This window comes from Streptomyces sp. NPDC007907 (assembly GCF_042959365.1).
GTDB classification, from domain to species: domain Bacteria; phylum Actinomycetota; class Actinomycetes; order Streptomycetales; family Streptomycetaceae; genus Streptomyces; species Streptomyces indiaensis.
The window spans coordinates 136,830-161,169 of the sequence record NZ_JBIBKR010000002.1; the positions used below are offsets into that span (position 1 = coordinate 136,830).

Genomic DNA, 24,340 nt, shown 5'->3' on the forward strand with positions numbered 1-24,340 from the left:
GTCCACGCGACCCCGTTCGCACTCCCACCAGCTCCCCCGGCACCCAGGCCCGACGTACCCGTACGAGGACACCGATGTCTCACCTCCGCGCACCGGCCGCACGCGCAGACCGCCGTGAGGGCGGGCGGCACGGGCGGCCCGCCGTCCGCACCGCACCCGCGCTGCCCGAGACCCACCTACGGCCCCAGCTGCTGCGGCTCGCGGTGCTGCCCCCCGTCGCCGTGGCCCTCAGCGGATGCGCCGCCGTCCTCTTCACCGTCCGGTCCACCGGAGCGCGGCCGGGCCCCACCCTGTGGGCGGTGCTCGGCGGTGCCGTCTTCGTGGCCCTCGTCGGCATCGTCGTCGCCGCGGTCGCCGCCGACCGGGCCGCCCGCTCCGTGCACGACCGCATCGGCGTGCTGCGCCGCGGCACCGCCCGGCGCGAGGCCGATCTGCGCACCCTCGTCGAGACCCTGCGCCGCGGCGACGGCCCGCCGCAGCTCACACCGCAGAGCCGGACCGGCGGTCCGCCCGCGGACGCCGACGACTTCGACCTCCTCGCCGCCGACCTCTCCCGCGCGCACGACGGCGCCGTCACCGCCGTCGTGCAGGCCTCGCAGCTCTCCAGCCAGGCCGGAAGCGAGCAGAAACTCGAGGTGTTCGTCAACCTCGCCCGGCGCCTGCAGTCCCTGGTCCACCGCGAGATCTCCCTCCTCGACGAGCTGGAGAACGAGATGGAGGACCCCGACCTGCTGAAGGGGCTCTTCCACGTCGACCACCTCGCCACCCGCATCCGCCGCCACGCGGAGAACCTCGCCGTGCTCGGCGGGGCCGTCTCGCGCCGCCAGTGGAGCAACCCGGTCTCCATGACCGAGGTGCTGCGCTCGGCCATCGCCGAGGTCGAGCAGTACTCGCGGGTCAAACTCGTGCCGCCGATCGACGGGCAGCTGCGAGGGCACGCCGTCGCCGACGTCATCCACCTCCTGGCCGAACTCGTCGAGAACGCCACGGTGTTCTCCGCCCCGCACACCCACGTCCTGCTGCGCGCCAACCTCGTCACCTCCGGGCTCGCGGTCGAGGTCGAGGACCGCGGACTCGGCATGCCCCTGGAGGAGCAGGCGCGGATGAACGCGCTGCTCGCCGATCCCGACCAGGTGAACGTCGCCCGGCTCCTCTCCGACGGCCGCATCGGCCTGTTCGTCGTCTCCCAGCTCGCCCGGCGGCACGGCATCACCGTCCGGCTCCAGACCAATATCTACGGCGGAGTGCAGGCGGTGCTCGTCGTACCGCAGGCACTGCTGGGAGGGGAGGCGGGGGCGGGCGCGCCCGGGGGAGAGGGCCGGCCGGAGGGCGGAGCGGCCACTGCATCGCTCCCTGCTGTACCGACGCGGCAGGCAGGACCGAGTGACCGGACCTCGCAGGCCGGGCAGAGCGGGCCGGGTGGTCAGGCCGGGCGGCCGGGGCGGGCCGGGCAGGGGGCCGCTGATGCCGGGACCGGGCCGGGTGCCCTTGCCGCCTCCCGAGGGCGAACCTCGGCCGACGGTGCTGAATCCGGGCTCTCCTCGGTATCGTTGCCCGTATCCGGATCGGGGACGCCGACCCCGGCCCCGCCCGGGGCACCACGCGGACACACACCGGAAGCCGAGTCGGCCCCGGGCGGGAGCGCGCCGGGCGGCCGGCCCGCGCCCCTGCCCATGCGCGGGGCCCGCCGGGAACGTCCGACCCCCGCCGAGGCACGGCCCGGGCTCAGTCCCGGCGACCGGCGCGCCCTCGCCGAGAACGTCACCGAACTGCCCACCCCCCGCAACGGCTCCGTGCGCGGCACCATGGACAAGCCCCACCTGCCCCGTCGCCGCGCCCAGGAGCACATCGCACCCCAGTTGCGCGACGGCCCGACGCCCCGTCAGGACTCCGAGTACCTCGTGGGGCACGACCCCGGTTTGATGGCGGCCTTCCAACGCGGCATCAGCCTCGCGGAGGCACAGCAGAACCTGGAGGCCGACCACACGGAGTGGTCCCCCATGTACTCCACGCACAGAGACTCCGCCGCCACAGGCACCGCTCCCACGGGTCCCGCGCCCGGCGGGTCGGTCCACCGGGAGTCGACGCACCTCCGGCCCGTCCGCCTCGAGGCGCTCCCGCAGGAGCCGTCCCCCTCGAACAGGCCGACGCCCGGGTCCCGTTACGACCACCGCACGACCACCACCCGGCAGGACGGGAGCGCACCCGCCGGATGACCACCCCCCTTCCCACCCCCAGTGCTCCCTCAGACCTTCGTACCCCAAGGAGTCGATCCACCATGGCGAGCGATGCGCCGACCGCACATGTTTCCGATCTCGACTGGCTGATGAGCGGCCTCGTGCAGCGCGTACCGCACACAACCGCCGCCGTGCTCCTGTCCTGCGACGGACTCGTGAAGTCCGTGCACGGTCTCGACCCGGACAGCGCCGACCACATGGCGGCGCTGGCCTCCGGCCTGTACTCCCTCGGCCGCAGCGCCGGTGTCCGCTTCGGCGACGGCGGCGATGTGCGGCAGGTCGTCGTCGAACTCGCCTCGACCCTGCTGTTCGTCACCACCGCCGGCTCCGGCACCTGCCTCGCCGTCCTCGCGGGCCGCGAGGCCGACGCGGCCGTGCTGGGCTACGAGATGGCGATGCTGGTCAAGAGTGTCCGGCCCTACCTGGTGACCGCTCCCCGGCAGTCCGTCGAATCCCCGGCGATGAGGCCTTGAGCGTGACGGCGGCCGGTGACGGGCCCTGGCTCGACGACGCGGCCGGGCGGCTGGTACGGCCGTTCACGGTCAGCGACGGCCGCACCCGTCCGACCGTCGCGCTCGACCTCATGTCACAGGTGATGGCCACCGGGGCGGCCCCCCTCGGCTACCTCGGCCCCGAACACGCGGAAGCGATCGAGCGGTGCCGGGTGCCCGTCGCCGTCGCCGAGGTCGCCGCCCACCTCAAACTGCCGGTGGCCGTCACCAAGGTGCTGCTGGCGGACCTCGTCGACTGCGGGGCGTTGACGACCAAGCCCCCCGCGTTCCACCACAACCCGACGGACCGGGCCCTTCTGGAGGCAGTGCTCGATGGACTACGACGACAGCTCTGACTACACCGACGAACCGGGCCCAGGCGCCGACCCGTTCCCCACCGCGCTCAAGATCCTGGTGGCCGGCGGGTTCGGGGTGGGCAAGACGACCTTCGTCGGCGCGGTCAGCGAGATCGCGCCGCTCAGCACGGAGGAACTGCTCACCACCGTCAGTGCCGCGACAGACAACCTCGACGGCATCGAGAACAAGGTCGAGACGACCGTGGCCATGGACTTCGGCCGCATCACCCTCGACCCGCGGCACGTGCTGTACCTGTTCGGCACACCCGGGCAGGAGCGATTCTGGTTCATGTGGGACGAGTTGTGCGAGGGCGCGCTCGGCGCGGTCATCCTCGCCGACACCCGCCGACTCCAGGAGTGCTTCGCGGCCGTCGACTTCTTCGAGCAGCGCGGCCTCGGCTTCATCGTCGCCGTCAACGAGTTCGACGGCGCCTACCGCTACGACCCCGAGGAGGTGCGCGGTGCCCTGGACCTGTCAGCGGACGTCCCCGTCGTGTGCTGTGACGCACGGATCTCCAGCTCCGGGGTCCAGACCCTGCTGACCCTGGTGCGCCATCTCATCGCCCACACGCCGGCCCCGGCGACGGGGTATGGCGCCCACATGTGACCCCCTCACACCCGCCACGGAGCCCCTATATGACGCAAGTCCATAGCTCAGGAGCACGCCCATGACCTACGACCCGCCGCGCCCGGCCGGTCGTCTGCTGCTCACACCCGAGGACCAGGAGGCCCCCGCCCGCACCCGCCGACTGCGCCGACTGGGCCTGGGGGGACGCCCCGATCCCATCCTCGACGCCTTCGCGCACCGCCTCGCCGACCTCACAGGGGCGCCGTACGCCATGGTCAACCTGCCCGACGTGCAGGGGCAGTTCTTCGCGGGCCTGTACGTGCCCGCGGTCGCTCCGGTGGTGCGCAGCGACGGCACCAGCCCGCGCCTGGGCCGTGCCCTGCCCCGTGACCACGGTTTCTGCCCCCATGTGGTGGCACGCCGCAAGGCCCTCGCCCTGGAGGACGTCGGCGACTATCCGCGGTTCGCGGGCAATCCGGTGGTCGACGAGTTCGGCATCCGCTCCTACCTCGGCGCACCGCTCATCGACGGCACCGGCCTGGTGCTGGGCACCGTCAGCGTCGCGGACGTCGCGCCCCGGCCGTGGGGGAAGCCGGGTCTGACGACGATCAAGGAACACGCCGCGCGCCTCGTGGTGGAGCTGGAGAGCCGGGACGGCCTGCCGCCCTACTGAGGCCCGGGCCTCCCACGGCCTTCCCGAGGGCGTGAAGCAAAGCTGACGCGGCGCTTAAGAAATCCTCGATGGACCGGCGTGGCCGCCGTACGGCAGATTGCACTGCGATCCCACTCCCATCCCGGTCCAGGGGTTCCTTCGGCATGCCCGGAGCCGGGACTCACGCACAGGAGCCGTAGCGGTGAAGGCGCTGGTCAAGCAGAAGGCGGAACCCGGGCTGTGGCTCGCGGACGTCCCCGAGCCCACCGTCGGGCCCACCGACGTGCTCATCAAGGTGCTGCGCACGGGCATCTGCGGCACCGACCTGCACATCCGGGCCTGGGACGGCTGGGCCCAGCAGGCGATCAGCACCCCGCTCGTGGTCGGGCACGAGTTCGTCGGCGAGGTCGTCGAGACCGGCCGCGACGTCACCGACATTTCCGTCGGCGACCGGGTCAGCGGCGAGGGCCATCTGGTGTGCGGCAAGTGCCGCAACTGCCTGGCCGGCCGCCGCCACCTGTGCCGGGCCACCGTCGGGCTCGGAGTCGGCCGGGACGGCGCGTTCGCCGAGTACGTGGCTCTGCCCGCCGGCAACGTCTGGGTGCACCGGGTGCCCGTCGACCTCGATGTGGCCGCCATCTTCGACCCCTTCGGCAACGCCGTGCACACCGCCCTGTCCTTCCCGCTCGTCGGCGAGGACGTCCTGGTCACCGGCGCGGGCCCCATCGGTCTCATGGCCGCCGCCGTGGCCAAGCACGCGGGTGCCCGCAACGTCGTGATCACCGACGTCAGCGAGGAGCGGCTGGAACTCGCCCGCAAGATCGGCGTCAGCCTCGCGCTCAATGTCTCCGGCTCCACCATCGCCGACGGGCAGCGCACGCTCGGACTGCGCGAAGGCTTCGACATCGGCCTGGAGATGTCCGGCCGCCCCGAGGCCATGCGCGACATGATCGCCAACATGACGCACGGCGGCCGGATCGCGATGCTCGGCCTGCCCGCCCAGGAGTTCCCCGTCGACTGGGCCCGCGTCGTGACCTCGATGATCACCATCAAGGGCATCTACGGCCGTGAGATGTTCGAGACCTGGTACGCCATGTCCGTCCTGCTCGAAGCGGGCCTGGACCTGGCGCCGGTCATCACCGGCCGCTACGGCCACCGCGACTTCGAGGCGGCGTTCGAGGACGCGGCGAGCGGCCGCGGCGGCAAGGTCATCCTCGACTGGACCGCGTAACCCCCCGACTCCGCGAGCACCTTAGGAGCTTTCCCGATGTTCGACTCCGTGCGCGACGACCTGCGCGCCACCCTCGACGAGATCCGCGCCGCCGGACTGCACAAGCCCGAGCGCGTCATCGGCACCCCGCAGTCCGCGACGGTGAACGTCACCGCGGGCGGCCGCCCCGGCGAGGTCCTCAACTTCTGCGCCAACAACTACCTCGGTCTCGCCGACCACCCCGAGGTCGTCGCCGCCGCCCACGAGGCCCTGGACCGCTGGGGCTACGGCATGGCCTCCGTCCGCTTCATCTGCGGCACCCAGGAAGTGCACAAGGAACTCGAGGCCAGGCTCTCGGCGTTCCTCGGCCAGGAGGACACGATCCTCTACTCCTCCTGCTTCGACGCCAACGGCGGCGTGTTCGAGACCCTGCTCGGCCCGGAGGACGCGGTCATCTCCGACGCCCTCAACCACGCGTCGATCATCGACGGCATCCGCCTGTCCAAGGCCCGCCGCCTGCGCTACGCCAACCGCGACCTCGCCGAGCTGGAGGCCCGCCTGAAGGAGGCGTCCGACGCGCGCCGCCGCCTGATCGTCACCGACGGCGTCTTCTCCATGGACGGCTACGTGGCCCCGTTGCGCGAGATCTGCGACCTCGCCGACCGCTACGACGCGATGGTCATGGTCGACGACTCCCACGCGGTCGGCTTCGTCGGCCCCGGCGGGCGCGGCACACCCGAGCTGCACGGCGTCATGGACCGTGTCGACATCATCACCGGCACCCTCGGCAAGGCCCTCGGCGGCGCCTCCGGCGGCTACGTCGCCGCCCGCGCCGAGATCGTCGCCCTGCTGCGCCAGCGCTCGCGGCCCTACCTCTTCTCCAACACCCTCGCCCCGGTGATCGCGGCCGCCTCCCTCAAGGTCCTGGACCTGCTGGAGTCCGCGGACGACCTGCGCGTCCGGCTGGCCGAGAACACCGCCCTCTTCCGCGGCCGGATGACCGCGGAGGGCTTCGACGTCCTCCCCGGCGACCACGCCATCGCCCCCGTGATGATCGGCGACGCGGCGATCGCCGGCCGCATGGCGGAGCTGCTGCTGGAGCGCGGCGTCTACGTCATCGGCTTCTCGTACCCGGTGGTGCCGCAGGGCCAGGCCCGCATCCGCGTGCAGCTGTCGGCCGCGCACTCCACGGACGACGTCCATCGCGCGGTCGACGCGTTCGTGGCGGCCCGGGCCCAGCTGGACTCCGAGCAGGCCTGAGGGACGCGTTTGAGACAATCGATCGCATGATCGAAGCGCGGCGGCTCCACATCCTCCGGGCGGTGGCCGACCACCGTACGGTGACGGCGGCTGCCGCCGCGCTGTACCTCACCCCGTCGGCCGTCTCCCAGCAGCTCGCCGCCCTGGAGCAGGAGACCGGCCACCGGCTCGTCGAGCGCAGTGCCAAGGGCGTTCGGCTCACCCCGGCCGGTGAGATCCTGCTCAACCACACCAACGCGGTCCTCGCCCAGCTGGAGCGGGCCGAGGCCGAGCTGGCCGCGTACAGCTCGGGCTCGGCCGGCACCGTCACGGTCGCCTCCTTCGCCACCGGCATCGCCCTGGTCGTCGCGCCCGCCGTGGCCGGTCTCGCCCGGTCGGCGCCCGGCATCCGCATCCGCGTCCAGGACGCCGAGGGTGACGCGAGCCTGCCGATGGTGCTGGACCGGCAGGTCGATGTCGCGGTCGCCGTCGAGTACCGCGGGGCCCCGCCCGCCGACGACCCGCGGCTGGCCCACGTGCCGCTGTACTCGGAGCCCTTCGACGCGGTCGTACCGGTCACCCACCGCCTGGCCGACGCGGCGGAGGTGCCCCTGGCCGAACTGGCCAAGGACGCGTGGATCGGCCCCTACCCCGGCAACCCCTGCCACGACGTGGTGATACTGGCCTGCGAGAACGCCGGTTTCCAGCCGCGCATGGAGCACTCCTCGGACGACTTCCGCGCGGTCGTCGCCCTCGCCTCGGCCGACGCGGGCGTCGCCCTGGTGCCGCGCTCGGCGCTGCGCGGCATGGACCTCACCGGGGTGGTGGTCCGCCCCGTCGACGGAACGCCCCCCACCCGCCGGGTCTTCGCCGCAGTCCGCAGAGGAGCCGAGGAGCACCCCCTCATCCGGCCCGTCCTGGACGCGCTCGCCGCGGCGGCCGGGGTGTGAGCCTCCCGTAACACCGACGTCTCACATCCGGGATAGCGTCCCGCACATGGGAAGCGACGAGGTGGACGCCGTCGACGCCCGGCTGGGCGCACGCCTGGCCGCGTTGCGGGCCGAACACGGCTGGTCCCTGGGCGAGTTGGCGGACCGCAGCGGGGTGAGCCGGTCCACCCTGTCCCGGGCCGAGCGGGCCGAGACCAGCCCGACGGCCGCCCTCCTGAACCGCCTGTGCGCCGTCTACGGACGCACCATGTCCCAGCTGCTCAGCGAGGTCGAGGCGGAACCGGAGGCCGTGGTCCGCTCCGCCGAGCAGCCCGTGTGGCAGGACCGGGCCCACGGCTTCGTACGGCGGTCGGTGTCGCCCCCGCACACCGCTCTGCGCGGCGAACTGGTTGAGGCCCGCCTCTCACCGGGCGCGGACCTCTCCTACGACCGTCCGCCCGTGGCCGGGCTGGAACAGCACATCTGGATCCTGGAAGGAGCCCTGGACGTGACGGCGCAGGACACCGAACACCGCCTGGGCGCCGGAGACTGCCTGCGGATGCGTGTGTGGGGCCCGACCCGGTTCCGGTGCGCCGCACCCGAGGGTGTCCGCTACCTGCTGGCGGTGGTGCGGCCGTGATCCGACTGGACGAGGCCGCCCTGCCGGCCCACGCGGAACAGCTGGCGGATCTGCTGGCCGGCACCGTGAACGGCGGTGCCTCCGTCGGGTTCCTCGCCCCGCTCGACCGGGCGGAGGCTCTGGCCTGGTGGGAGGAGCGGGCCGCGGACGTCGCCGCGGGCCGGCTCGCCGTCTGGGCCGCGTGCGAGGGGGAGCGCGTGCTCGGGACCGTGAGCCTGGCCTTCCCCGGCAGGACCAACAGCCGTCACCGCGCCGAGCTCGTGAAGCTGATGGTGCACACGGACGCCCGGGGACGCGGAGTCGGCCGTGAGCTCCTGGCCACGGCCGAGGCAGCGGCCGCGGCGGCCGGTGTCACCCTCCTGCATCTGGACACCGAGACCGGCAGCCCCGCCGAGCGTCTGTACCGGTCCGCCGGCTGGACCCCGATCGGCTCGATCCCCGACTACGCGGCCGACCCCGGCGGGGTGTTGCGGCCGACGACGATCTACTACAAGCGTCTGCCGGTCACCGCTCCCACCAGGTGATTGTCAGTGCGAGCCGCTACGGTGCCTGCCATGCCGGATGCCGGATGCCGAAGACGTACGACGGATCGCCCTGTCCCTGCCGGACACGACGGAGAAGATCGCCTGGAGCATGCCCACGTTCCGGGTCGCGGGAAAGATGTTCGCCACCCTTCCCGAGGACGAGACCTCCCTCGCCGTGCGCTGCCCCAAGGAGGAGCGCGACGAACTGGTGCTCGCCGAGCCGGGGAAGTTCTGGATCGCCGGCCACGAGTCCCAGTTCGCCTGGGTGCGGGCCCGGCTAGACGCCATCGAGGACGAGGCCGAACTGCGGGACATCCTCGCCGACTCCTGGCGTCAGGCGGCCCCGGCCCGGCTCCTGGAGGCGCACCCCCGGCTGGGCCTCCCGGCGGACTGAGGCCCGCGCCCCGCAACCCCGGCCGACCGCGGACGAGCGGGCCGGCCCGGAGAAACGAGTGCACGATCATCGGCGCGAGTGCGGTATTGTTTTCCTGCGCGTTCGGCCGGGGGAAACCCCCAGGTCAGACGGGCAACGGGACGTGGCGCAGCTTGGTAGCGCACTTGACTGGGGGTCAAGGGGTCGCAGGTTCAAATCCTGTCGTCCCGACGTGTGAAGCAGCAGGTCGGCGGCCGTATCGGAGCATTCCGATACGGCCGTTCGGCGTTGAGCCACTGAGACAAGAGACGTTGTCCTGCTCATCCCTGCTCATCCCTGCTCACGCCGGCTCCTCGGCAGGGCCGGCCGGCGGTCGCGAGGGCCATCACGACGTTCTCGTCGTGCACGTCGAAGGGCTGCCCGTCGCTCCGCTCGGACAGGTACAGGTCGCCGTAGACCGCGGGCAGCTCCACCTCGCGGCTGATGGCCACCACGGCGTCCAGCAGCCCTGCATCCCGTCCATGGCGTCCAGCAGGGCGTGCAGCTGCTCGTCGATCCGGCTCAGCTCGGTGCGAAGGCGCACGTGCAGCTCGGGCAGATGCGGCTGTCCCCGGTATCGGCCCTGCTGCTCCGCCGCCCTCACATGCGCCTCCCGGCTGGAGGCCGGTCAGAGCTCAGGCCTCAGATTGCGCAGCCCGCATGCGCCAGCGCCTGCTTCAGAAGCACCCCGTGTCCGCCGGGCATCTCGCTCTGCACCGCCGCCGAGACGGCCTCCTGCGGGCTGAACCACACCAGGTCGAGCGCGTCCTGGCGGGGCCGGCAGTCGCCCGTCACCGGCACGATGTAGGCGAGGGACACCGCGTGCTGACGCGGGTCGTGGTACGGCGTGATGCCTTGCGTCGGGAAGTACTCCGCGACCGTGAACGGCTGGAGCGACGCCGGGACGCGGGGCAACGCCACCGGGCCGAGGTCCTTCTCCAGATGGCGCAGAAGCGCGTCGCGGACGCGTTCGTGGTGCAGCACGCGGCCGGAGACCAGCGTCCGGCTGACCGTACCGTCCGGTCCGATGCGCAGCAGCAGGCCGACACTGGTGACTTCGCCGCTGTCGTCGACGCGTACCGGGACGGCCTCGACGTACAGGATCGGCATGCGAGCGCGCGTCATCTCCAGTTCGTCGGAGGACAGCCAGCCGGGCGTGGTTTCGGTCATGTCAGACATCGCTTGATCATACTTTCAGCCGTTCGGGCTTCCTGGGTAGCCGCTTCAGGAGAACTGTGACCGGCCCCACCCCTGTTCAATCGCCCTCCGGCCGTTCGTTCCCTAACCGGTAGACCCGAAGGGCGTTGTCCCGCCCGGCCCACCGCGCGATCCGCAGCGCGTCCGGCAGGGCCAGCTCGTCGCTGTCCACCCGCTCCTGGAGCAGCTCCGCGAGTCCCTGCCGGAAGGCGAGCGCCCCGAGGTGGTGGAACTCGGGCACACCGTAGGCGTCCGAGCTGTACAGCAGTTTGCGGAAAGGGGTGATCTCCAGGGCCTCCGTGAGGACCGCCCCGGCCCGGGCGGGGCCGACGTAGTGGAGGGTGAGGCCGACGTCGAGGTACACCTGCTCGAAGACCGCCGCCAGGTAGCCGGCCTGCCGCTGGTAGGGCCAGCAGTGCAGGAGCAGCACGGGGACGGTCCCGGCGGTGAGGTGCAGCCAGTCCGTGAGGTGGGTGGGGTCGGCGCGGTGCAGCCGGATGTCCTTGTCGCCGAACCCGGTGTGCAGCTGCAGCGGCAGACCGAGGTCGACGGCGGTCCACAGCAGGTGCCGCACGAGGACCGGGTCGTCGAGACGGTCCCCGCTGCCGAGCCAGGCCCGGGCCGCCTGAGTGACCTGCGCGTCCGAGGGGCGGGCCGGGTCCAGGTCGAAACCGGTGCGGTAGGCCGCCACCGACTTCACGGCCACCACGCCGGGCCGCCGCACGGCGTCCAGCGCGGCCGCATGGAAGGCCTGCGCGTACGCGTCCGGTTCGACCCCCGCGGCCCGCACCGACTCCGCGACGCCCTCCAGTCGTACGACCTCGTACGACGTCCCGCCCGCGGCCTCGGCGATGTCCCGGGGCGTGGTGATGCGGTCCGGGGCGTAGCCGGTGTCGACGCAGAAGACGTCCGTGCCCGTCGCGCGCAGGAAGCGGCGCTGCACCTCGCGCCAGCCCAGGTCCGAGCGGCGGGCGAGGTACTCCACGGGGGGAGCGTGCCGGGGCAGGTCGAGCAGCGGAGCGCAGTGGCGCCGCACGGCCACGCCCACGGGGCTGTCGAAGGGCGAGACGCCCGGCCACGCCTCGCCCTCCGTGAGGAGCGACTCGAAGGCGCCCCGGTCGAGGTCGGCCGTGACGGTGCCGTGGCAGTGGTGGTCGACCAGCCGTACGGAGTCGAGCGCCTCGCGGACCGCGCCCACGTCAGTACTTCCAGCGGTACGCCGCCGCCACCCGGTCGTCGTCGAGCCCGGCGACGGACGCCGCTTCGCCCAGGCGGACGGCGATCACCGCGTCGGCCAGGACCGGGCCGAGGCCCGCGCGCAGCGTGTCGTCCGCGCGGAACTCCTCGACGGCGTCCTCCAGGGACACCGGCAGGCGCCGCACGCCCCGGGCCGTCGCCTCCGCCTCGCCCAGGTGGGCCGGGTTCCCGGTGGTCTCGTCGGGCAGGGCGGCCGACGACGTCAGGCCGTCGAGACCGGCGACGATCAGGGAGCCGATCGCGAGGTAGGGGTTGGCGGCCAGGTCGACGGGCTTGATCTCCAGGTTGGCCGCCCGGTCGCGCAGTCCGGCCGTGCCGGTGACGACCCGCAGCGCGGTCTCCCGGGTCTCGCGGCCCCAGGCGGTGAACACCCCGGCCCACTGAGAGGGCCTGAGCCGCAGGTGACTGGAGGGGCTCGGGGCGGTGACGGCCGTGAGCGCGGGCAGGTGGGCGAGGATGCCGGCCGTGAACGACTCCGCCTCGGCCGTCATGCCGTACCGGCCCGCGCCCCCCGAGTGCAGGTTCACGCCGTCGCGCCAGGCGGACAGGTGGACGTGCCCGCCGTTCCCGACGCCCCGGCCCGCCACGGCCGGGGCGAAGGAGACCCTCAGACCGTGCCGCCCGGCCACCGCGCGGACGGTCTGGCGGACCAGCACGCTGCGGTCGGCCGCCGCCACCGGATCGGCGGCGCCCACCGAGATCTCGAACTGCCCGGCCGCGTACTCGGGGTGGACCTGCTCGACGTCGATGCCCTGCGCCGCGCACGCCGCCAGCAGATCGGCGGTGTAGTCACCGAGCTCGACCTGCCGGATCGCCCCGTACGCCGGTCCGGTCGTCGCCGGCACGAACGCGTCGCCGGGGGCGTCGCCCCGGGCCACGGTCCACTCGACCTCGATGGCCGCCTTGAAGGCGAGGCCGTGCCGCTCGGCCGCCTCGGCGACGACCCGCCGCAGGAACGTGCGGGTGCAGCCGGGGTGCCGCTCGCCGTCCTGGGTGATGCGGTCGACCGGTGCCCAGGCCCAGCCGGGCTGGCCGGCCAGGACGACGAGCCGGTCCAGGTCCGGGTAGAGGCGCAGATCGCCGTCGGGGGAGCCCAGGACGTCGGTGGCGACGACGGAGTCGTCCGCCAGGAACGTGTCGAACACCGGTGACATGCCGACGCCCCAGGCCGCCGCGGAGGAGAGCCGGGCCGTAGGGACGGTCTTCACGCGGCCGATGCCCGCGGTGTCGACATAGGCCAGCACGACCCCGTGCACACCCCGCCCGGCGAGCTCGCCGCTCAGCGCGGTGGCCCGCTCGACGTCGCCGGGACGGCCGCCGGGCACGGGATCGGCCAGGGTGGTCATCTGCGTCCTCCGCGGTTCTCCGGACTGGTGCGGCGAGGGCGGCGCCCGTCAGGGTTTGACGGCCACCGCGCCGTACTGCGGTACCAGCACGGCCGAGCCGGGCTCGGCACGCCACTGCCCGCACGACACCATGCCCGGTTCGAGCACCTCCAGCCCCTCGAAGAACGCGGCGATGTCCGAGCCGCTGCGGGCCGTGATCGGGGGAGTGGCGTTCTCGTTCCAGAACTTCATGGCCGGGATCTGGCCCGCGCCGCCGAGCTCGTCGTCGAAGGTCGGGTGGGTGAGGACCAGGAAGCTGCCGGACGGCACCGCCGCCATCACCCGGCGCACGATGTCCCGGGCCTTCTCGACGTCCAGGACGAAGTTGAGGATGCCCAGCATCATCACGGCGACGGGCTCGGTGAAGTCGAGGGTCTGCCCGGCCCGTTCGACGATGGCGTCCGGGTCGTGCACATCGGCGTCGACGTAGGCGGTGACGCCCTCGTGGGTGCCGGTGAGCAGCGTGCGGGCGTGCACCAGCACGATCGGGTCGTTGTCGACATAGACGATCCGTGAGTCGGGTGCGAGCCGCTGGGCGATCTCGTGGGTGTTGTCCGCCGTCGGCAGCCCCGTGCCGATGTCGAGGAACTGCCGCACTCCCCGCTCACCGGCGAGGAACGACACGGCCCGGCCGAGGAAGTCCCGGTCGGCCCTGGCGATGTCCCGGATGATCGGGAACATGCCGGCGACGTGCTCGCCGACCTGCTGGTCGACCTCGTAGTTGTCCTTGCCGCCGATCCAGTAGTTCCACACGCGCGCGTTGTGCGCCACACCGGTGTTCAGCCTCGCCGACCCTCCCGAAGGGGTGTGGCCATCACTCACGACTCGTCCTCTCCTCGCACGACGACCGACGCCGGTCGTCGCCGCCATTGTGCCGCTCCGGTGATCACGCTGTCCCGCGAATCGGCGGAGCGGGAGCGGCGGTTGGCGCGGGAAAGGAGCTTTTCGGCGTGTCGACCTCGTGCCGCGGCAGGCAACGTTCGCCCGTGAAGGAGCGGCGTCCGGTGCGTGCTCTGGGGGTGCCCCCCTGCTCGAAGAGCTTGGGGGGAGTGCCGGCCGGAAGCCCTCGTACTGGACGTACTTGGGCTTTCGGCCGGTACGGCGAGAGGGCGTGCCGGGCGTCGCGACGGGGCGAACGTTGCCTGCCGCGGCACTAGGTGGGGCTCGCGGCGGGCGACTTCCCGGCCAGGACGTCCTCCAGCCGCTGGGTGCCCTGTTGCGCCGCCTGCTTCATGGAGTCGTCCTCGCCCCCGTCGAGCCCGCCCGCCGTGACGGTGATCGCGTCGTCGCCGACCCGTACGGCGGCGACGTTCAGCGTCAGTGTGGCGTCGTTGCCGTCGACCGGGCCCTGCACCGTCACGCGCAGGCCCTGCCGGGCGTCGCCCACCTTGGGCACCGAGGTCTCGATGACCTGGACGGTGCGCTTGTCCTTGCCGTCGGTCACGGTGAACTCGTCGCACTTCTCCGGCAGGCTCGCCATCCAGTTCAGGGAGTCCTGCACATCGGTCCGGTCGTAGGAGGCGACCTGGTACAGCAGTCGGGAGTCGCCCTGCTCGAAGCCGCGCAGCGCGGACGCGCCCGACGGCCGGCCCAGCAGGTCGTCGTCGTACAGGGAGTCGATGAGCCGCTGGCAGTCGGACGCCTGGGCCTTGCCGGACACGAAGTCGGACACGTCGACCGTGCCGACGAGCATGCTGTCGTGCCAGTTCTCGGCCTCCGTGTCCTTGACCTGCGTCCAGTCGTCCTCGATGTCCGCCTCGGTGATCAGCGCGGTGCGCGCGCCGTCCGTGGAGAGGCTGGCGGTGGGGGAAGGGGTCTGCGCCCTCTCGGCGACCTGGGAGGCGGTGACGCCGGAGACCCGCGAGGCGTCCGTGCCGTCGTCGTCCGAGCAGGCGGCGGTGGAGAGCAGCGTGCCTGCCGCCAGGGAGGCGGAGAGAACACGGACGAGCCTGGACGGACGACGGGTCATCGGGAGTGCCTCCTGGGAACGGGACGCGTGCCCCCAGCGCACCACCACCGCCGGGGGCCCACCACCGGCGTCGGACCGATCGGGTGAGCACCGGCGGGCACCCTGGCCCACCCGGCAGAGCCCTGGCGCCGGGCCCGCTCGCGCTGTTCAATGATGCTGAACAGCAGGAGCGTGAAGCTGAACAGCCTCACCGTCCGTCCGAGCAGAGGAGCCGCCCGTGTCCCCCGCCGTCGTGCCGCCCGTCGGCGCGCGCATCCGGCAGGCCCGCCTGGAGCGCGGCACGAGCCTGCGCGCGCTGGCCCGGGAGGTCGGTGTGTCGGCGAGTCTCGTGTCGCAGATCGAGACCGGCAAGAGCCAGCCGTCGGTCAGCACCCTGTACGCGATCACCACGGCCCTGGGGATCTCCGTCGAGTCCCTCTTCGACGCCCGGGAGGAGGCCGCGCCGGTCCCGCCCGCCACCATCCGTCCCGCGGTCCCGCACGCCGCGTCCCGCGCCACCACGTCCCCCGCCGCCGTGCCCGGCGCCACCGTGCTGCCCCCTGCCACCACGTCACCCGCCACCGTGCCGCTCGCCCTCGCCGCCCTCGCGGCCGAGCCGGGGCGGCGGATCGGGCCGCTGGTCGCCGCGGGCGGGCGCGAGACGCTGGAGCTGGACTCGGGGGTCGTGTGGGAGCGGCTCGGGCGGGCCCCGGGCGCCGAGGCCGACTTCCTGCTCGTGACCTACCGCCCCGGCGGCTCGTCCTCGGCCTCCGGTGCGCTGATGCGCCATCCCGGCACCGAGTACGGCTACCTGACCTCAGGCGAGCTGATCCTCACCCTCGCCTTCGAGGAGTACACGCTGCGGCCGGGCGATTCCGTCTGCTTCGAGTCGACGACACCCCACCGCTACCGCAACGATGGAGAGGTACCGGCGGTGGGCGTCTGGTTCGTGTCCGGCGATGTTCAGTGACACTTGACACCCATCGCACACGGGCGTTCACTCCGAAGTGGGGGTGGTCGCCATGGCGATCCGCACATATGGACCCAACGCCGTCGACTGGGAAGAGCGCATCGACCTGGACCGGCTGCGCGGGCAGCGGCTGGCCCGGCTGCACGAGTCGCTGAACCGCTCCTCCCTCGGCGCGGTGCTCAGCTTCGACTTCGCCAACATCCGCTACATGACGGCCACCCACATCGGCACCTGGGCGATGGACAAGCTGATCCGCTTCGCCCTGCTGGTGCGCGACGGCGAACCGGTCGTCTGGGACTTCGGCTCCGCCGCCCGCCACCACCAGCTCTACAACCCCTGGCTCGACTACAGCGACGGCAAGGGCGGCCCGCCCACCGGGGCCCGGGCCGGTATCTCCACCCTGCGTGGCGCCTTCCACCCCGACGCCGGGATCGCCCAGGACGTGGCGGCCAAGATCGCCGCCGAGTTGCGCGCCCACGGCCTGGCGGACGAGCCGCTCGGTGTCGACGTCGCCGAGATGCCCGTCCTCACCGCGCTGCGCGCCGAGGGCATCGACGTCGTCGACGGGCAGCAGGTGTTCCTGGAGGCCCGCCGCATCAAGACCGGCGACGAGATCGCCCTGCTCACCCAGGCCTGCGCCATGGTCGACGCGGCCTACGAGGAGCTCTACGGCTACCTGCGCCCGGGGGTGCGCGAGAACGAGTGCGTCGGCGTGGTCAGCAAGGTGCTGTACGACCTCGGCAGCGAGTACGTCGAGGGCGTCAACGCCATCTCGGGGGAGCGCTGTTCGCCGCATCCGCACGTCTACAGCGACCGGTTGGTCCGCCCCGGCGACCCCGCCTTCTTCGACATCCTGCACAGCCACCTCGGCTACCGCACCTGCTACTACCGCACGTTCGCCGTGGGCAGCGCCTCGCCGGCGCAGCGGGACGCGTACGTGCGCTGCCGGGAGTACATGGACGAGGCGATCGCCCTGGTCCGGCCGGGCGCCACCACCGCCGACGTCGTGCGGGTCTGGCCGCGCGCCGAGGAGTTCGGCTTCGCCGACGAGACCGCCGCTTTCGCCCTCCAGTACGGCCACGGCGTGGGCCTGTCGATCTGGGAGAAGCCGATCTTCAGCCGTCTGGTCTCCCTCGACCACCCCGAAGTCCTCGAAGAGGGGCTGGTGTTCGCCCTGGAGACGTACTGGCCGGCCGCCGACGGCTGGTCCGCCGCCCGGATCGAGGAGGAACTGGTCGTCACCGCCGACGGCTGCGAGGTCATCACCAAGTTCCCGGCCGAGGAACTGCTGGTGGCCGGGCGCAAGTACTGGACGGTCGGCGGCGAGCTGAACACCCGCCGCGAGGCGCAGTCCCATCTCAACACCGGGGACCGCGCACGGTCGGACGCCGCGCACCGCGCAGGGGCAGGCGCCCAGGACGGCGCGCAGGCGGGCATCGGGGAACGCACACGGGCAGGCGCCGGGGAGCGCTCGCGGGCCCACAGCGCGGACCGTCCCCGGACCACCGGCGGGAACCGCTGATGGACGCGGGCGTGCTCCTCGACCGGTACGAGCGGATGAACGTCATCCGCCGGACGGAGAAGGCCGCCCACGACCTGTTCCTGCGGGGCCTGGTGAAGGGCACCACGCACCTGGCCGCCGGGCAGGAGGCGATCGCCGTGGGCGCGAGCGCCGCCCTGCGACCGGACGACTACGTGTTCGCCACCTACCGGGGCCACCATCACGCCCTCGCCAGGGGCGCCACCCCCGAGGAGTGCCTCGCCGAGCTGATGAGCCGCGCCACCGGGCTGTGCCGCGCCAAGGGCGGTTCCATGCACCTGACCAAGGCGGCCACCGGCATGCTCGGTTCGTACGCCATCGTCGGCGCCCACCTGCCGATGGCGGTGGGCGCGGCCTGGTCGGCCCGGCTGCGGGGCACCGAGCAGCTCGCGGTCGCCTTCTTCGGCGACGGCGCGACGAACATCGGCGCCTTCCACGAGTCGCTCAACCTGGCAGCCGTATGGAAGCTGCCGGTGCTGTTCGTGTGCGAGAACAACCTGTACATGGAGTACACGCCGATCGCCGACGTCACGGCCGTGCCCCGGCCCGCGGCCGACCGGGCTCCCGCCCACGGCATGCCGGGCGAGGTCGTCGACGGCAACGACGTCGTCGCGGTCGAGGAGGCGGTGGCGCGGCTCGCCCGGCGGGCCCGGGCGGGGGACGGGCCCGCCGTGCTGGAGGCCGAGACCTACCGCCACTTCGGGCACAGCCGTACCGATCCGGCGGCGTACCGCCCGGCCGAGGAGGTCGAACGCTGGCTGAAGCACGACCCGTTGGACCTCGCGCGGGGGCGGCTGGCCGAGCTGGGAGTGAGGCAGGAGACGCTCGCCGAGGCCGACGAGCGGGCCCGGGTCGTCGTGGAGCGGGCCGTGGAGGCGGCGAAGGCCGCGCCACCGCCCGACCCAAGTGAGGCACTGACCGACGTGTGGGCGGACGGAGGTGCCGCATGGCGGACGTGATCACCTACCGGGACGCGGTCGCCGAGGGCATCGCCCGGGAGATGCGGCGGGACGCGTCGGTGGTGTGCCTCGGGGAGGACATCGGCGCGGCCGGCGGCGTGTTCAAGACGACCACGGGGCTGTGGGAGGAGTTCGGGCCCGAGCGGGTGTGGGACACGCCCATCTCCGAACAGGCCATCGTGGGCGCGGCGATGGGCGCCGCCATGACCGGGATGCGGCCCGTCGCGGAGATCATGTTCTCCGACTTCCTGGCCTGCTGCTGGGACTACCTCGCCAACGAGATCCCCAAGGTGCGCTACATGACCGGCGGCCAGGTGACCGTGCCGCTCGTCGTGCGCACCGCCAACGGCGGCGGGCTCGGTTTCGGCGCGCAGCACTCCCAGGCCACCGAGAACTGGGCGCTGGCCGTCCCCGGGCTGAAGATCGCGGCGCCGGCGACACCCGCAGACGTCGTCGGCATGCTGGCGGCGGCGATACGCAGTGACGACCCGGTGATCTTCTTCGAGCACAAGGGACTGTTCGCGACCAAGGGCCCACCGCCGCCGCCGGAGCACGTCGTCGAGCTGGGCCGGGCCGCGGTCGTCCGCGAGGGCGGCGACGTCACCCTCGTCGCGCTGGCCTCGATGGTTCCCCTGGCCCTGAAGGCCGCCGAGACCCTGGCCGGGGAGGGCGTCGAAGCCGAGGTGGTCGACCTGCGCTGCCTCGTCCCGCTGGACGCCGCGACCGTCCTCGCCTCGCTGCGCAAGACGTCCCGGCTCGTCACCGTCGAGGAGAACCCGTACCAGGGCGGCTGGGGCGCCACCGTCGTCTCGGTCGTCGCCGACGAGGGGTTCGGCCTCCTCGACGCGCCCGTGCGGCGGGTGGCGGGGGAGTGCGTCCCGCTGCCGTTCGCCGACGCGCTGGAGGAACAGGTCATCCCGACCGTCGACAAGGTCGTCACGGAGGTCCGCCGACTCGCCGCCTACTGAGCCGCCCACCCGCCACCGCACACCCCATGGGAGGAAGCGCGATGACCACCAGGACACTGCTGCGCTCCGGTCACGTGATCTCGATGGACCCGGAGATCGGGGACCTGCCCCAGGGGGACGTCCTCGTCGAGGACGGCACGATCGCGGCCGTCGAACCCGAGATCAGCGCCGACGCCGAAGTCCTCGACATGAGCGGCCACATCGTGATCCCCGGCTTCGTCGACACCCACCGCCACACCTGGGAGGCGCCCATCCGGGGCGTGGCCCCCGACGCCACCCTCGACGACTACTTCGTCGACATCCTCGACACCTTCGCCCCCCTGTACACCCCGCAGGACGTGTACGCCGGGAACCTCGCGGGCGCGCTGGAGTGCCTCAACGCCGGCATCACCACGCTCGTGGACTGGTCACACATCAACAACACCCCCGAGCACCCGGACGCGGCGATCCAGGGCCTGCGCGAGTCCGGCATCCGGGCGCAGTACGCGTACGGCAGCGCCAACACCTCGCTCGCCGAGTACTGGTTCGAGAGCCGCATCGCGATCCCGGCGGACGACGTACGGCGGATCCGGTCGGCGTACTTCGCGTCCGACGACGGGCTGCTGACCATGGGCCTGGCCACCCGCGGCCCGGGTTTCTGCGTCGACGAGGTCGTCACCGCCGAGTGGGCCATGGCCAGGGAGCTGGGCCTGCCGATCACCGTGCACGTGGCCATGGGGCGCCTCGCCGGCCGCTTCGGCATGGTGAAGCAGCTCCACGCCCTGGGGCTGCTCGGCCCGGACACCACCTATGTCCACAGCTGCCACCTCAGCGGGGAGGAATGGCAGATGGTCGCCGACAGCGGCGGCACGATCTCGGTCGCGCCCCAGGTGGAGCTCCAGATGGGGCACGGCTGGCCACCCGTGATGCAGGCCATCGAGTACGGTCTGCGGCCCGCGCTCAGCATCGACGTCGTCACCACCGTGCCGGGCGACATGTTCACCCAGATCCGCGCGGCCTTCGGCGCCGAACGCGCCCGCGTCAACGCCGACTGCTGGCAGGCCAACATGCCCGTACCCAGCAGCATGCTGACAGCGCGCCAGATGCTGGAGATCGCCACCGTGAACGGCGCCCACGTCGCCGGGCTCGAGGACCGCACCGGCTCCCTGACCCCCGGCAAGCGCGCCGACGTCGTCGCGATCGACGCCACCGCCCCCAACGTCGCCCCCGTGCACGACGCGGCGGCCGCGGTGACCCTGTGCGCCGACGTCTCCAACGTGGACACCGTCCTCGTGGACGGCGAGATCCGCAAGCGGGACGGCAGGCTCCTCGGCGACACCGCCCGGGCCCTGCGGCTCGTCGGCGAATCCCGCGACCGGCTCCTCGCGGCGAAGGAGGCCAAGGGAGCGAAGGCTCCGGCATGAGCGCTCACCTGGTGCGCCACGCCGCCGACCTGCCCGAGGCGCCCCACGACGGCCGGGGCCACCGCCGGCGGGCGCTGGTCGGCGAGGACGACGGCAGCGTCCACACCGGCTTCGGTCTGTGCGACCTGCGGCCCGACGGCCGGGTGCCCGCCCATGTGCACTCGTACGAGGAGACCTTCTTCGTCCTCGACGGGGCCGTGATCCTGGACCTGCCCGAGGGCTCGTACCTGCTGGAGGAGGGCGATTACGGTCTGCTGCCGACCGGCGTTCCGCACGCCTGGCGCGGGGCCGGGAACACCGGCGGCCGCTGGGCGGACATGCTGGCCCCGGTACCGCGCGCCCGCTACGGACACGACACCCAGGCCGTGCCCGGCATGCCCGCCCGTGACCCGGTCCGGATCGACGTCCGCGACCCGCGCACCCGCGCCTTCGGCCATTTCGAGCCCGCCCAGATGGATCCCGGCAAGCAGTCCCAGGACCTGCTGGCCGTCACGGCGAGCATGCGGACCGCGCTGCTCGTCTACAGCGGGATCACGGTGAAGATGATGATCGACGGCGACCTGGGCGCGGTCGCCTCGACCATGTTCATGGTGCAGTACGCGCCCGACGGAATCATCGGCACCCACGACCACCCCTTCGAGGAGACGTATCTGATCCTGGAGGGCGTCGCGGAGGCCACCCTCGACGGCGAGCGGTACCGGCTGGAACCCGGCGACGTGGCCTGGGCGGGCGCCGGGTGCGTGCACGGGTTCGTCAACGCCGGACGCGGCCCGCTGCGCTGGCTGGAGACCCAGGCGCCGCAGCCGCCGTCACGGCACTCGTACCGGTTCACACGGGACTGGGACTACCTGCGCTCGGCACTGGAGGAACAGTCATGAGCAGTGTGCTCGTCGTCGGCGGAACGTCCGGGATCGGGCTCGCATTCGCCCGCACGCGCGCCGAGCGCGGGGACGACGTGGTTCTCACCAGCCGCGACGCCCAGCGGGCCGAAGCGGTCGCCAATGAGTTCGGCGCACGCGGACTCGCCCTCGACCTGGCCCGGCCGCTGGAGATCGCGGCGGCCCTGGCCGGACTGGGGCGCGTCGACCATCTGGTGATCGCGGGGGTCTCCCGGGACGACAACAAGGTGACCGAGTACGACATCGACGCCGCCCTGCGCCTGGTCACCCTCAAACTCGTCGGATACACGGAGGTCGTGCACACACTGCGCGGCCGCCTGCACGACGGCAGTGCCATCGTGCTGTTCGGCGGCCAGGCCAAGGAGCGCCCCTACCCGGGCGCGACGACGGTGGCGACGGTCAACGCGGGGGTGCGGGGCCTGATGAACACCCTCGCCGTCGAGCTGGCTCCCGTCCGGGTCAACGCCGTGCATCCCGGCGTCGTGGGCGACAGTCCGTACTGGCAGGCCAAACCGGAGAAGGTGCTGGCCACCCTGCGTACCGAGACCCCCACGGGACGGCTCGCCTCGATGGACGACGTGGTGGACGCGGTGGACTTCCTGCTGCGCAACCGGTCGGTCAACGCGGTCGAACTGACCGTGGACGGGGGCTGGTTGCTCGGGTGAGCGGCCTTGTGGCGGAGGTGTCGGCGAGGATGCCGGCGGACATGCCGGTCAACCGGCACGTCGCAGCGCGTCCTGCGCGACCTCCTTCTCCACCGCCGCCCGCACGAGGGCCGCGGCGAAGACGGCCGGGTCGGTGTCCCCGGCCAGTTCGGCGAGGCGCTCCGGGTCCGTGGGGAGGCTCAGACGCTCGGCGCCCTGGAGGGCCTTGGCGTCCAGGTAGGGGGCCGCCTCCGGCCACACGCCCTGCGCCTCGCGCAGGAAGATGTCGGCGCCCGCGGGCCCGATGCCCGGGAACTCCTGGAGCAGACGGCGCAGTTCGGTCACCTTGCCGTCCGCCTCGCCGCGCAGCCGCCGCAGATCGCCGCCCCACCGCTCGGTCAGCAGCTCGGCCCCGTCGCCGAGCTGGGTGGCCGTGCGTTCGTCGTAGCGCCGGTAGCCGCCCCGGCCCAGCGCGTCGACGCGTTCCTGCCAGGAGGCCCGCGCCATACGCCGCGGATCCCGCAGCCCCGCCTCGTGCAGGGCCCGGGCGGTGGCCAGCGCGACGGAACCGCGGATGCGGGCACTGAGCAGATGCGACAGCACCAGCAGCCGGTACAGCGGCTGCGGCGTGTCCTTCAGCCCGATGCCCGCGTCCTCGGCGTACGTCCGGCCGTGCGCGCCCAGAAGCTCCCGGACGACGCGCTGCCGCCGGTCCACGGCCTACCCCTTCAGCGGATCGTGCCCGATGGTCATCAGCCGGTGCCGACGACGGGTGTCCTCGGCCGTCACCTCCGGCTCGGGTTCGTTCTCGAGGTCCACCTGGTCGGTGACCGTGTCGACGACCTTCCGCATCACGCGCACGTCGTCCTCGGTCAGGTCGGTGCGCCGCTTCTGCAGGATCGCCAGCACATGCTGTCCGGTGGCCGACCCCGCCTGGTCCGGCAGCGGCTCGGTGGCCTCGTCGGCGTCACGGACCCGCAGCCAGGCCGCGAGTTCCTGCGAGGTCATGTTCACCACGCGGTGGAAGTCCTCCCACAGCGCGTCCATTTCGAGGGCGTCGGTCATCGCCTGCCCCTTCCGTACGTCCGTCGCTTGCCCTGCGCCGTCTTCCCGCCGGTCAGCGCGGGAAGTTCTCGGCGTCGAACATCCACCGCTGCTTCTCCAGCTCCGCGGTGATGCCGATCAGCAGGTCCTGGGTGACCGGGTCGGCCTTCTCGGTCGCGTCGATGCGCTCACGCAGCCGGGCGACCGCGTCCTGCAGCGCGTCCACCATCACCTGCACGGCGTCCGAGTCGCGCACCCAGCCCTCCTGCGGAGCGGGCAGCGTGAAGCCCTTGGCGACGGTCTCCGGCCGGCCGTCCGGCGGGACGCCCAGCGCCGCGGACCGCTCCGCGACCGTGTCGGCGAAGTCCCGTGCCGCCGTGACCACATCGTCGAGCTGGAGGTGGATGGACCGGAACCGCGGTCCGACGACGTTCCAGTGCGCCTGCTTCCCGACCAGCGAGAGCCCGAGCAGATCCACCAACGTGTCCTGGAGTGCCTCGCAGGCGACCTTCCGGGCGTCGTCGGGCAGGGTGCTCCTCACAGTCGTCATAGGGCGCTTCTCCTTCTCACGTCGTTCCTCGTCGTCCGGAGCAGTGCGTCGCGCTCCTCCTCGCCGGTGCCGCCCCACACGCCCGAGGTCTGACCGCTGCTCAGCGCGAAGCTCAGGCACTGGTCGGTGACCGGGCAGCGCGCGCAGACCCGCTTCGCGGCGCTCACGTCGCGCAGGGCGGGGCCGGCGGTGCCGACGGGAAAGAACAGCTCGGGGTCCTCGTCCACGCAGGCGGCGCTCCGCAACCACTCCATGGACGCGCGGGTGCCCTGGGCGCATCGGTGCAAACCCGACGCATGAGCCTTGCCCGGCCTGCGA

The 24,340-nt window shown here is 72.7% G+C and carries 28 protein-coding genes and 1 tRNA gene; 19 read left to right on the top strand and 10 right to left on the bottom strand.

Annotated elements, in window-relative coordinates:
• Window positions 1-74: 74 nt before the first annotated feature.
• The 12 genes from ACFZDI_RS06635 to ACFZDI_RS06690 all read left to right on the top strand — a co-directional run bounded on the left by ACFZDI_RS06635 (window position 75) and on the right by ACFZDI_RS06690 (window position 9,450).
• A complete protein-coding gene (locus tag ACFZDI_RS06635; RefSeq protein ID WP_391248230.1) occupies window positions 75-2,216 on the top strand; it encodes an ATP-binding protein in 2,142 nt (713 codons plus the stop codon).
• A gap of 62 nt (window positions 2,217-2,278) precedes the next feature.
• Window positions 2,279-2,710 carry a roadblock/LC7 domain-containing protein gene (locus ACFZDI_RS06640; RefSeq protein WP_030840841.1) on the top strand — a complete coding sequence of 144 codons (432 nt, stop codon included), beginning with the start codon at window positions 2,279-2,281 and terminating at the stop codon, window positions 2,708-2,710.
• A gap of 2 nt (window positions 2,711-2,712) precedes the next feature.
• Window positions 2,713-3,084: a DUF742 domain-containing protein gene (locus ACFZDI_RS06645; protein WP_234849008.1), complete on the top strand. Its 372-nt coding sequence runs from the start codon at window positions 2,713-2,715 to the stop codon at window positions 3,082-3,084.
• Complete coding sequence (locus ACFZDI_RS06650; RefSeq protein WP_234848974.1) at window positions 3,062-3,691, top strand: ATP/GTP-binding protein; 630 nt, start codon at window positions 3,062-3,064, stop codon at window positions 3,689-3,691. Before ACFZDI_RS06645 ends, ACFZDI_RS06650 begins: the two co-directional genes overlap by 23 nt.
• A gap of 61 nt (window positions 3,692-3,752) precedes the next feature.
• Window positions 3,753-4,325 carry a GAF domain-containing protein gene (locus tag ACFZDI_RS06655; protein WP_344367704.1) on the top strand — a complete coding sequence of 191 codons (573 nt, stop codon included), beginning with the start codon at window positions 3,753-3,755 and terminating at the stop codon, window positions 4,323-4,325.
• Between the two features lie 181 nt (window positions 4,326-4,506).
• On the top strand, window positions 4,507-5,535 hold the full coding sequence (tdh, locus tag ACFZDI_RS06660; protein WP_234848975.1) for an L-threonine 3-dehydrogenase: 1,029 nt from the start codon (window positions 4,507-4,509) through the stop codon (window positions 5,533-5,535).
• 36 nt (window positions 5,536-5,571) lie between these two features.
• Window positions 5,572-6,774: a glycine C-acetyltransferase gene (locus ACFZDI_RS06665; protein ID WP_391248233.1), complete on the top strand. Its 1,203-nt coding sequence runs from the start codon at window positions 5,572-5,574 to the stop codon at window positions 6,772-6,774.
• A gap of 26 nt (window positions 6,775-6,800) precedes the next feature.
• Complete coding sequence (locus ACFZDI_RS06670) at window positions 6,801-7,703, top strand: LysR substrate-binding domain-containing protein (RefSeq protein WP_391248235.1); 903 nt, start codon at window positions 6,801-6,803, stop codon at window positions 7,701-7,703.
• A gap of 46 nt (window positions 7,704-7,749) precedes the next feature.
• On the top strand, window positions 7,750-8,322 hold the full coding sequence (locus tag ACFZDI_RS06675) for a helix-turn-helix domain-containing protein (RefSeq protein ID WP_391248237.1): 573 nt from the start codon (window positions 7,750-7,752) through the stop codon (window positions 8,320-8,322).
• On the top strand, window positions 8,319-8,846 hold the full coding sequence (locus tag ACFZDI_RS06680) for a GNAT family N-acetyltransferase (protein WP_391248239.1): 528 nt from the start codon (window positions 8,319-8,321) through the stop codon (window positions 8,844-8,846). The genes ACFZDI_RS06675 and ACFZDI_RS06680 overlap by 4 nt, the downstream gene beginning before the upstream one ends.
• Window positions 8,847-8,883: 37 nt before the next feature.
• Window positions 8,884-9,240: an MmcQ/YjbR family DNA-binding protein gene (locus ACFZDI_RS06685; RefSeq protein WP_391248241.1), complete on the top strand. Its 357-nt coding sequence runs from the start codon at window positions 8,884-8,886 to the stop codon at window positions 9,238-9,240.
• 136 nt (window positions 9,241-9,376) lie between these two features.
• Window positions 9,377-9,450: transfer RNA gene (locus ACFZDI_RS06690), tRNA-Pro, on the top strand.
• A gap of 89 nt (window positions 9,451-9,539) precedes the next feature.
• On the opposite strand, the gene ACFZDI_RS06695 is transcribed toward ACFZDI_RS06690, so the two are convergent.
• The 6 genes from ACFZDI_RS06695 to ACFZDI_RS06720 all read right to left on the bottom strand — a co-directional run bounded on the left by ACFZDI_RS06695 (window position 9,540) and on the right by ACFZDI_RS06720 (window position 15,066).
• A complete protein-coding gene (locus ACFZDI_RS06695; protein ID WP_391248243.1) occupies window positions 9,540-9,713 on the bottom strand; it encodes a hypothetical protein in 174 nt (57 codons plus the stop codon).
• A gap of 187 nt (window positions 9,714-9,900) precedes the next feature.
• Window positions 9,901-10,437, bottom strand: coding sequence for an NUDIX hydrolase family protein (locus tag ACFZDI_RS06700; protein ID WP_234848982.1), 537 nt, complete (start codon window positions 10,435-10,437; stop codon window positions 9,901-9,903).
• 76 nt (window positions 10,438-10,513) lie between these two features.
• Window positions 10,514-11,653, bottom strand: coding sequence for an amidohydrolase family protein (locus tag ACFZDI_RS06705; protein ID WP_391248245.1), 1,140 nt, complete (start codon window positions 11,651-11,653; stop codon window positions 10,514-10,516).
• Window position 11,654: 1 nt separating this feature from the next.
• A complete protein-coding gene (locus ACFZDI_RS06710) occupies window positions 11,655-13,058 on the bottom strand; it encodes a glutamine synthetase family protein (protein ID WP_391248247.1) in 1,404 nt (467 codons plus the stop codon).
• Between the two features lie 48 nt (window positions 13,059-13,106).
• Entirely contained in the window at window positions 13,107-13,919 is an 813-nt protein-coding gene (locus tag ACFZDI_RS06715; RefSeq protein ID WP_234848985.1) for an SAM-dependent methyltransferase, read from the bottom strand.
• 331 nt (window positions 13,920-14,250) lie between these two features.
• Window positions 14,251-15,066 (bottom strand): hypothetical protein, encoded by an 816-nt coding sequence (locus ACFZDI_RS06720; protein ID WP_234848986.1) that lies wholly within the window; start codon window positions 15,064-15,066, stop codon window positions 14,251-14,253.
• Between the two features lie 217 nt (window positions 15,067-15,283).
• On the opposite strand from ACFZDI_RS06720, the gene ACFZDI_RS06725 reads away from it, so the two are divergent.
• The 7 genes from ACFZDI_RS06725 to ACFZDI_RS06755 are packed head-to-tail and all read left to right on the top strand — an operon-like array spanning window position 15,284 to window position 22,449.
• Window positions 15,284-16,015: a cupin domain-containing protein gene (locus ACFZDI_RS06725; protein ID WP_391248250.1), complete on the top strand. Its 732-nt coding sequence runs from the start codon at window positions 15,284-15,286 to the stop codon at window positions 16,013-16,015.
• A gap of 52 nt (window positions 16,016-16,067) precedes the next feature.
• Entirely contained in the window at window positions 16,068-17,537 is a 1,470-nt protein-coding gene (locus tag ACFZDI_RS06730) for a Xaa-Pro peptidase family protein (protein ID WP_234848989.1), read from the top strand.
• Window positions 17,537-18,514: a thiamine pyrophosphate-dependent enzyme gene (locus ACFZDI_RS06735; protein ID WP_391248252.1), complete on the top strand. Its 978-nt coding sequence runs from the start codon at window positions 17,537-17,539 to the stop codon at window positions 18,512-18,514. Before ACFZDI_RS06730 ends, ACFZDI_RS06735 begins: the two co-directional genes overlap by 1 nt.
• Complete coding sequence (locus ACFZDI_RS06740) at window positions 18,502-19,482, top strand: pyruvate dehydrogenase complex E1 component subunit beta (protein WP_391248254.1); 981 nt, start codon at window positions 18,502-18,504, stop codon at window positions 19,480-19,482. The genes ACFZDI_RS06735 and ACFZDI_RS06740 overlap by 13 nt, the downstream gene beginning before the upstream one ends.
• Window positions 19,483-19,523: 41 nt before the next feature.
• Window positions 19,524-20,885, top strand: coding sequence for an amidohydrolase family protein (locus ACFZDI_RS06745; protein ID WP_391248256.1), 1,362 nt, complete (start codon window positions 19,524-19,526; stop codon window positions 20,883-20,885).
• The gene (locus ACFZDI_RS06750; protein ID WP_391248257.1) at window positions 20,882-21,763 is read left to right on the top strand and encodes a cupin domain-containing protein; all 882 of its coding nucleotides are present in this window, start codon (window positions 20,882-20,884) and stop codon (window positions 21,761-21,763) included. Before ACFZDI_RS06745 ends, ACFZDI_RS06750 begins: the two co-directional genes overlap by 4 nt.
• Entirely contained in the window at window positions 21,760-22,449 is a 690-nt protein-coding gene (locus ACFZDI_RS06755; RefSeq protein ID WP_391248259.1) for an SDR family oxidoreductase, read from the top strand. Before ACFZDI_RS06750 ends, ACFZDI_RS06755 begins: the two co-directional genes overlap by 4 nt.
• A 48-nt stretch (window positions 22,450-22,497) precedes the next feature.
• Here ACFZDI_RS06755 and ACFZDI_RS06760 read toward each other — a convergent pair whose 3' ends face one another.
• Genes ACFZDI_RS06760 through ACFZDI_RS06775 form a run of 4 tightly spaced genes read right to left on the bottom strand, consistent with a single transcriptional unit; the run spans window position 22,498 to window position 24,276 of the window.
• Window positions 22,498-23,145 carry an endonuclease gene (locus ACFZDI_RS06760; protein ID WP_391248261.1) on the bottom strand — a complete coding sequence of 216 codons (648 nt, stop codon included), beginning with the start codon at window positions 23,143-23,145 and terminating at the stop codon, window positions 22,498-22,500.
• A 3-nt stretch (window positions 23,146-23,148) separates the two neighbouring features.
• Complete coding sequence (locus ACFZDI_RS06765) at window positions 23,149-23,493, bottom strand: DUF3140 domain-containing protein (RefSeq protein WP_391248263.1); 345 nt, start codon at window positions 23,491-23,493, stop codon at window positions 23,149-23,151.
• A gap of 52 nt (window positions 23,494-23,545) precedes the next feature.
• Window positions 23,546-24,022 (bottom strand): ferritin-like domain-containing protein, encoded by a 477-nt coding sequence (locus tag ACFZDI_RS06770; protein WP_391248265.1) that lies wholly within the window; start codon window positions 24,020-24,022, stop codon window positions 23,546-23,548.
• The gene (locus tag ACFZDI_RS06775; protein ID WP_234848999.1) at window positions 24,019-24,276 is read right to left on the bottom strand and encodes a WhiB family transcriptional regulator; all 258 of its coding nucleotides are present in this window, start codon (window positions 24,274-24,276) and stop codon (window positions 24,019-24,021) included. The genes ACFZDI_RS06770 and ACFZDI_RS06775 overlap by 4 nt, the downstream gene beginning before the upstream one ends.
• Window positions 24,277-24,340: the final 64 nt, after the last annotated feature.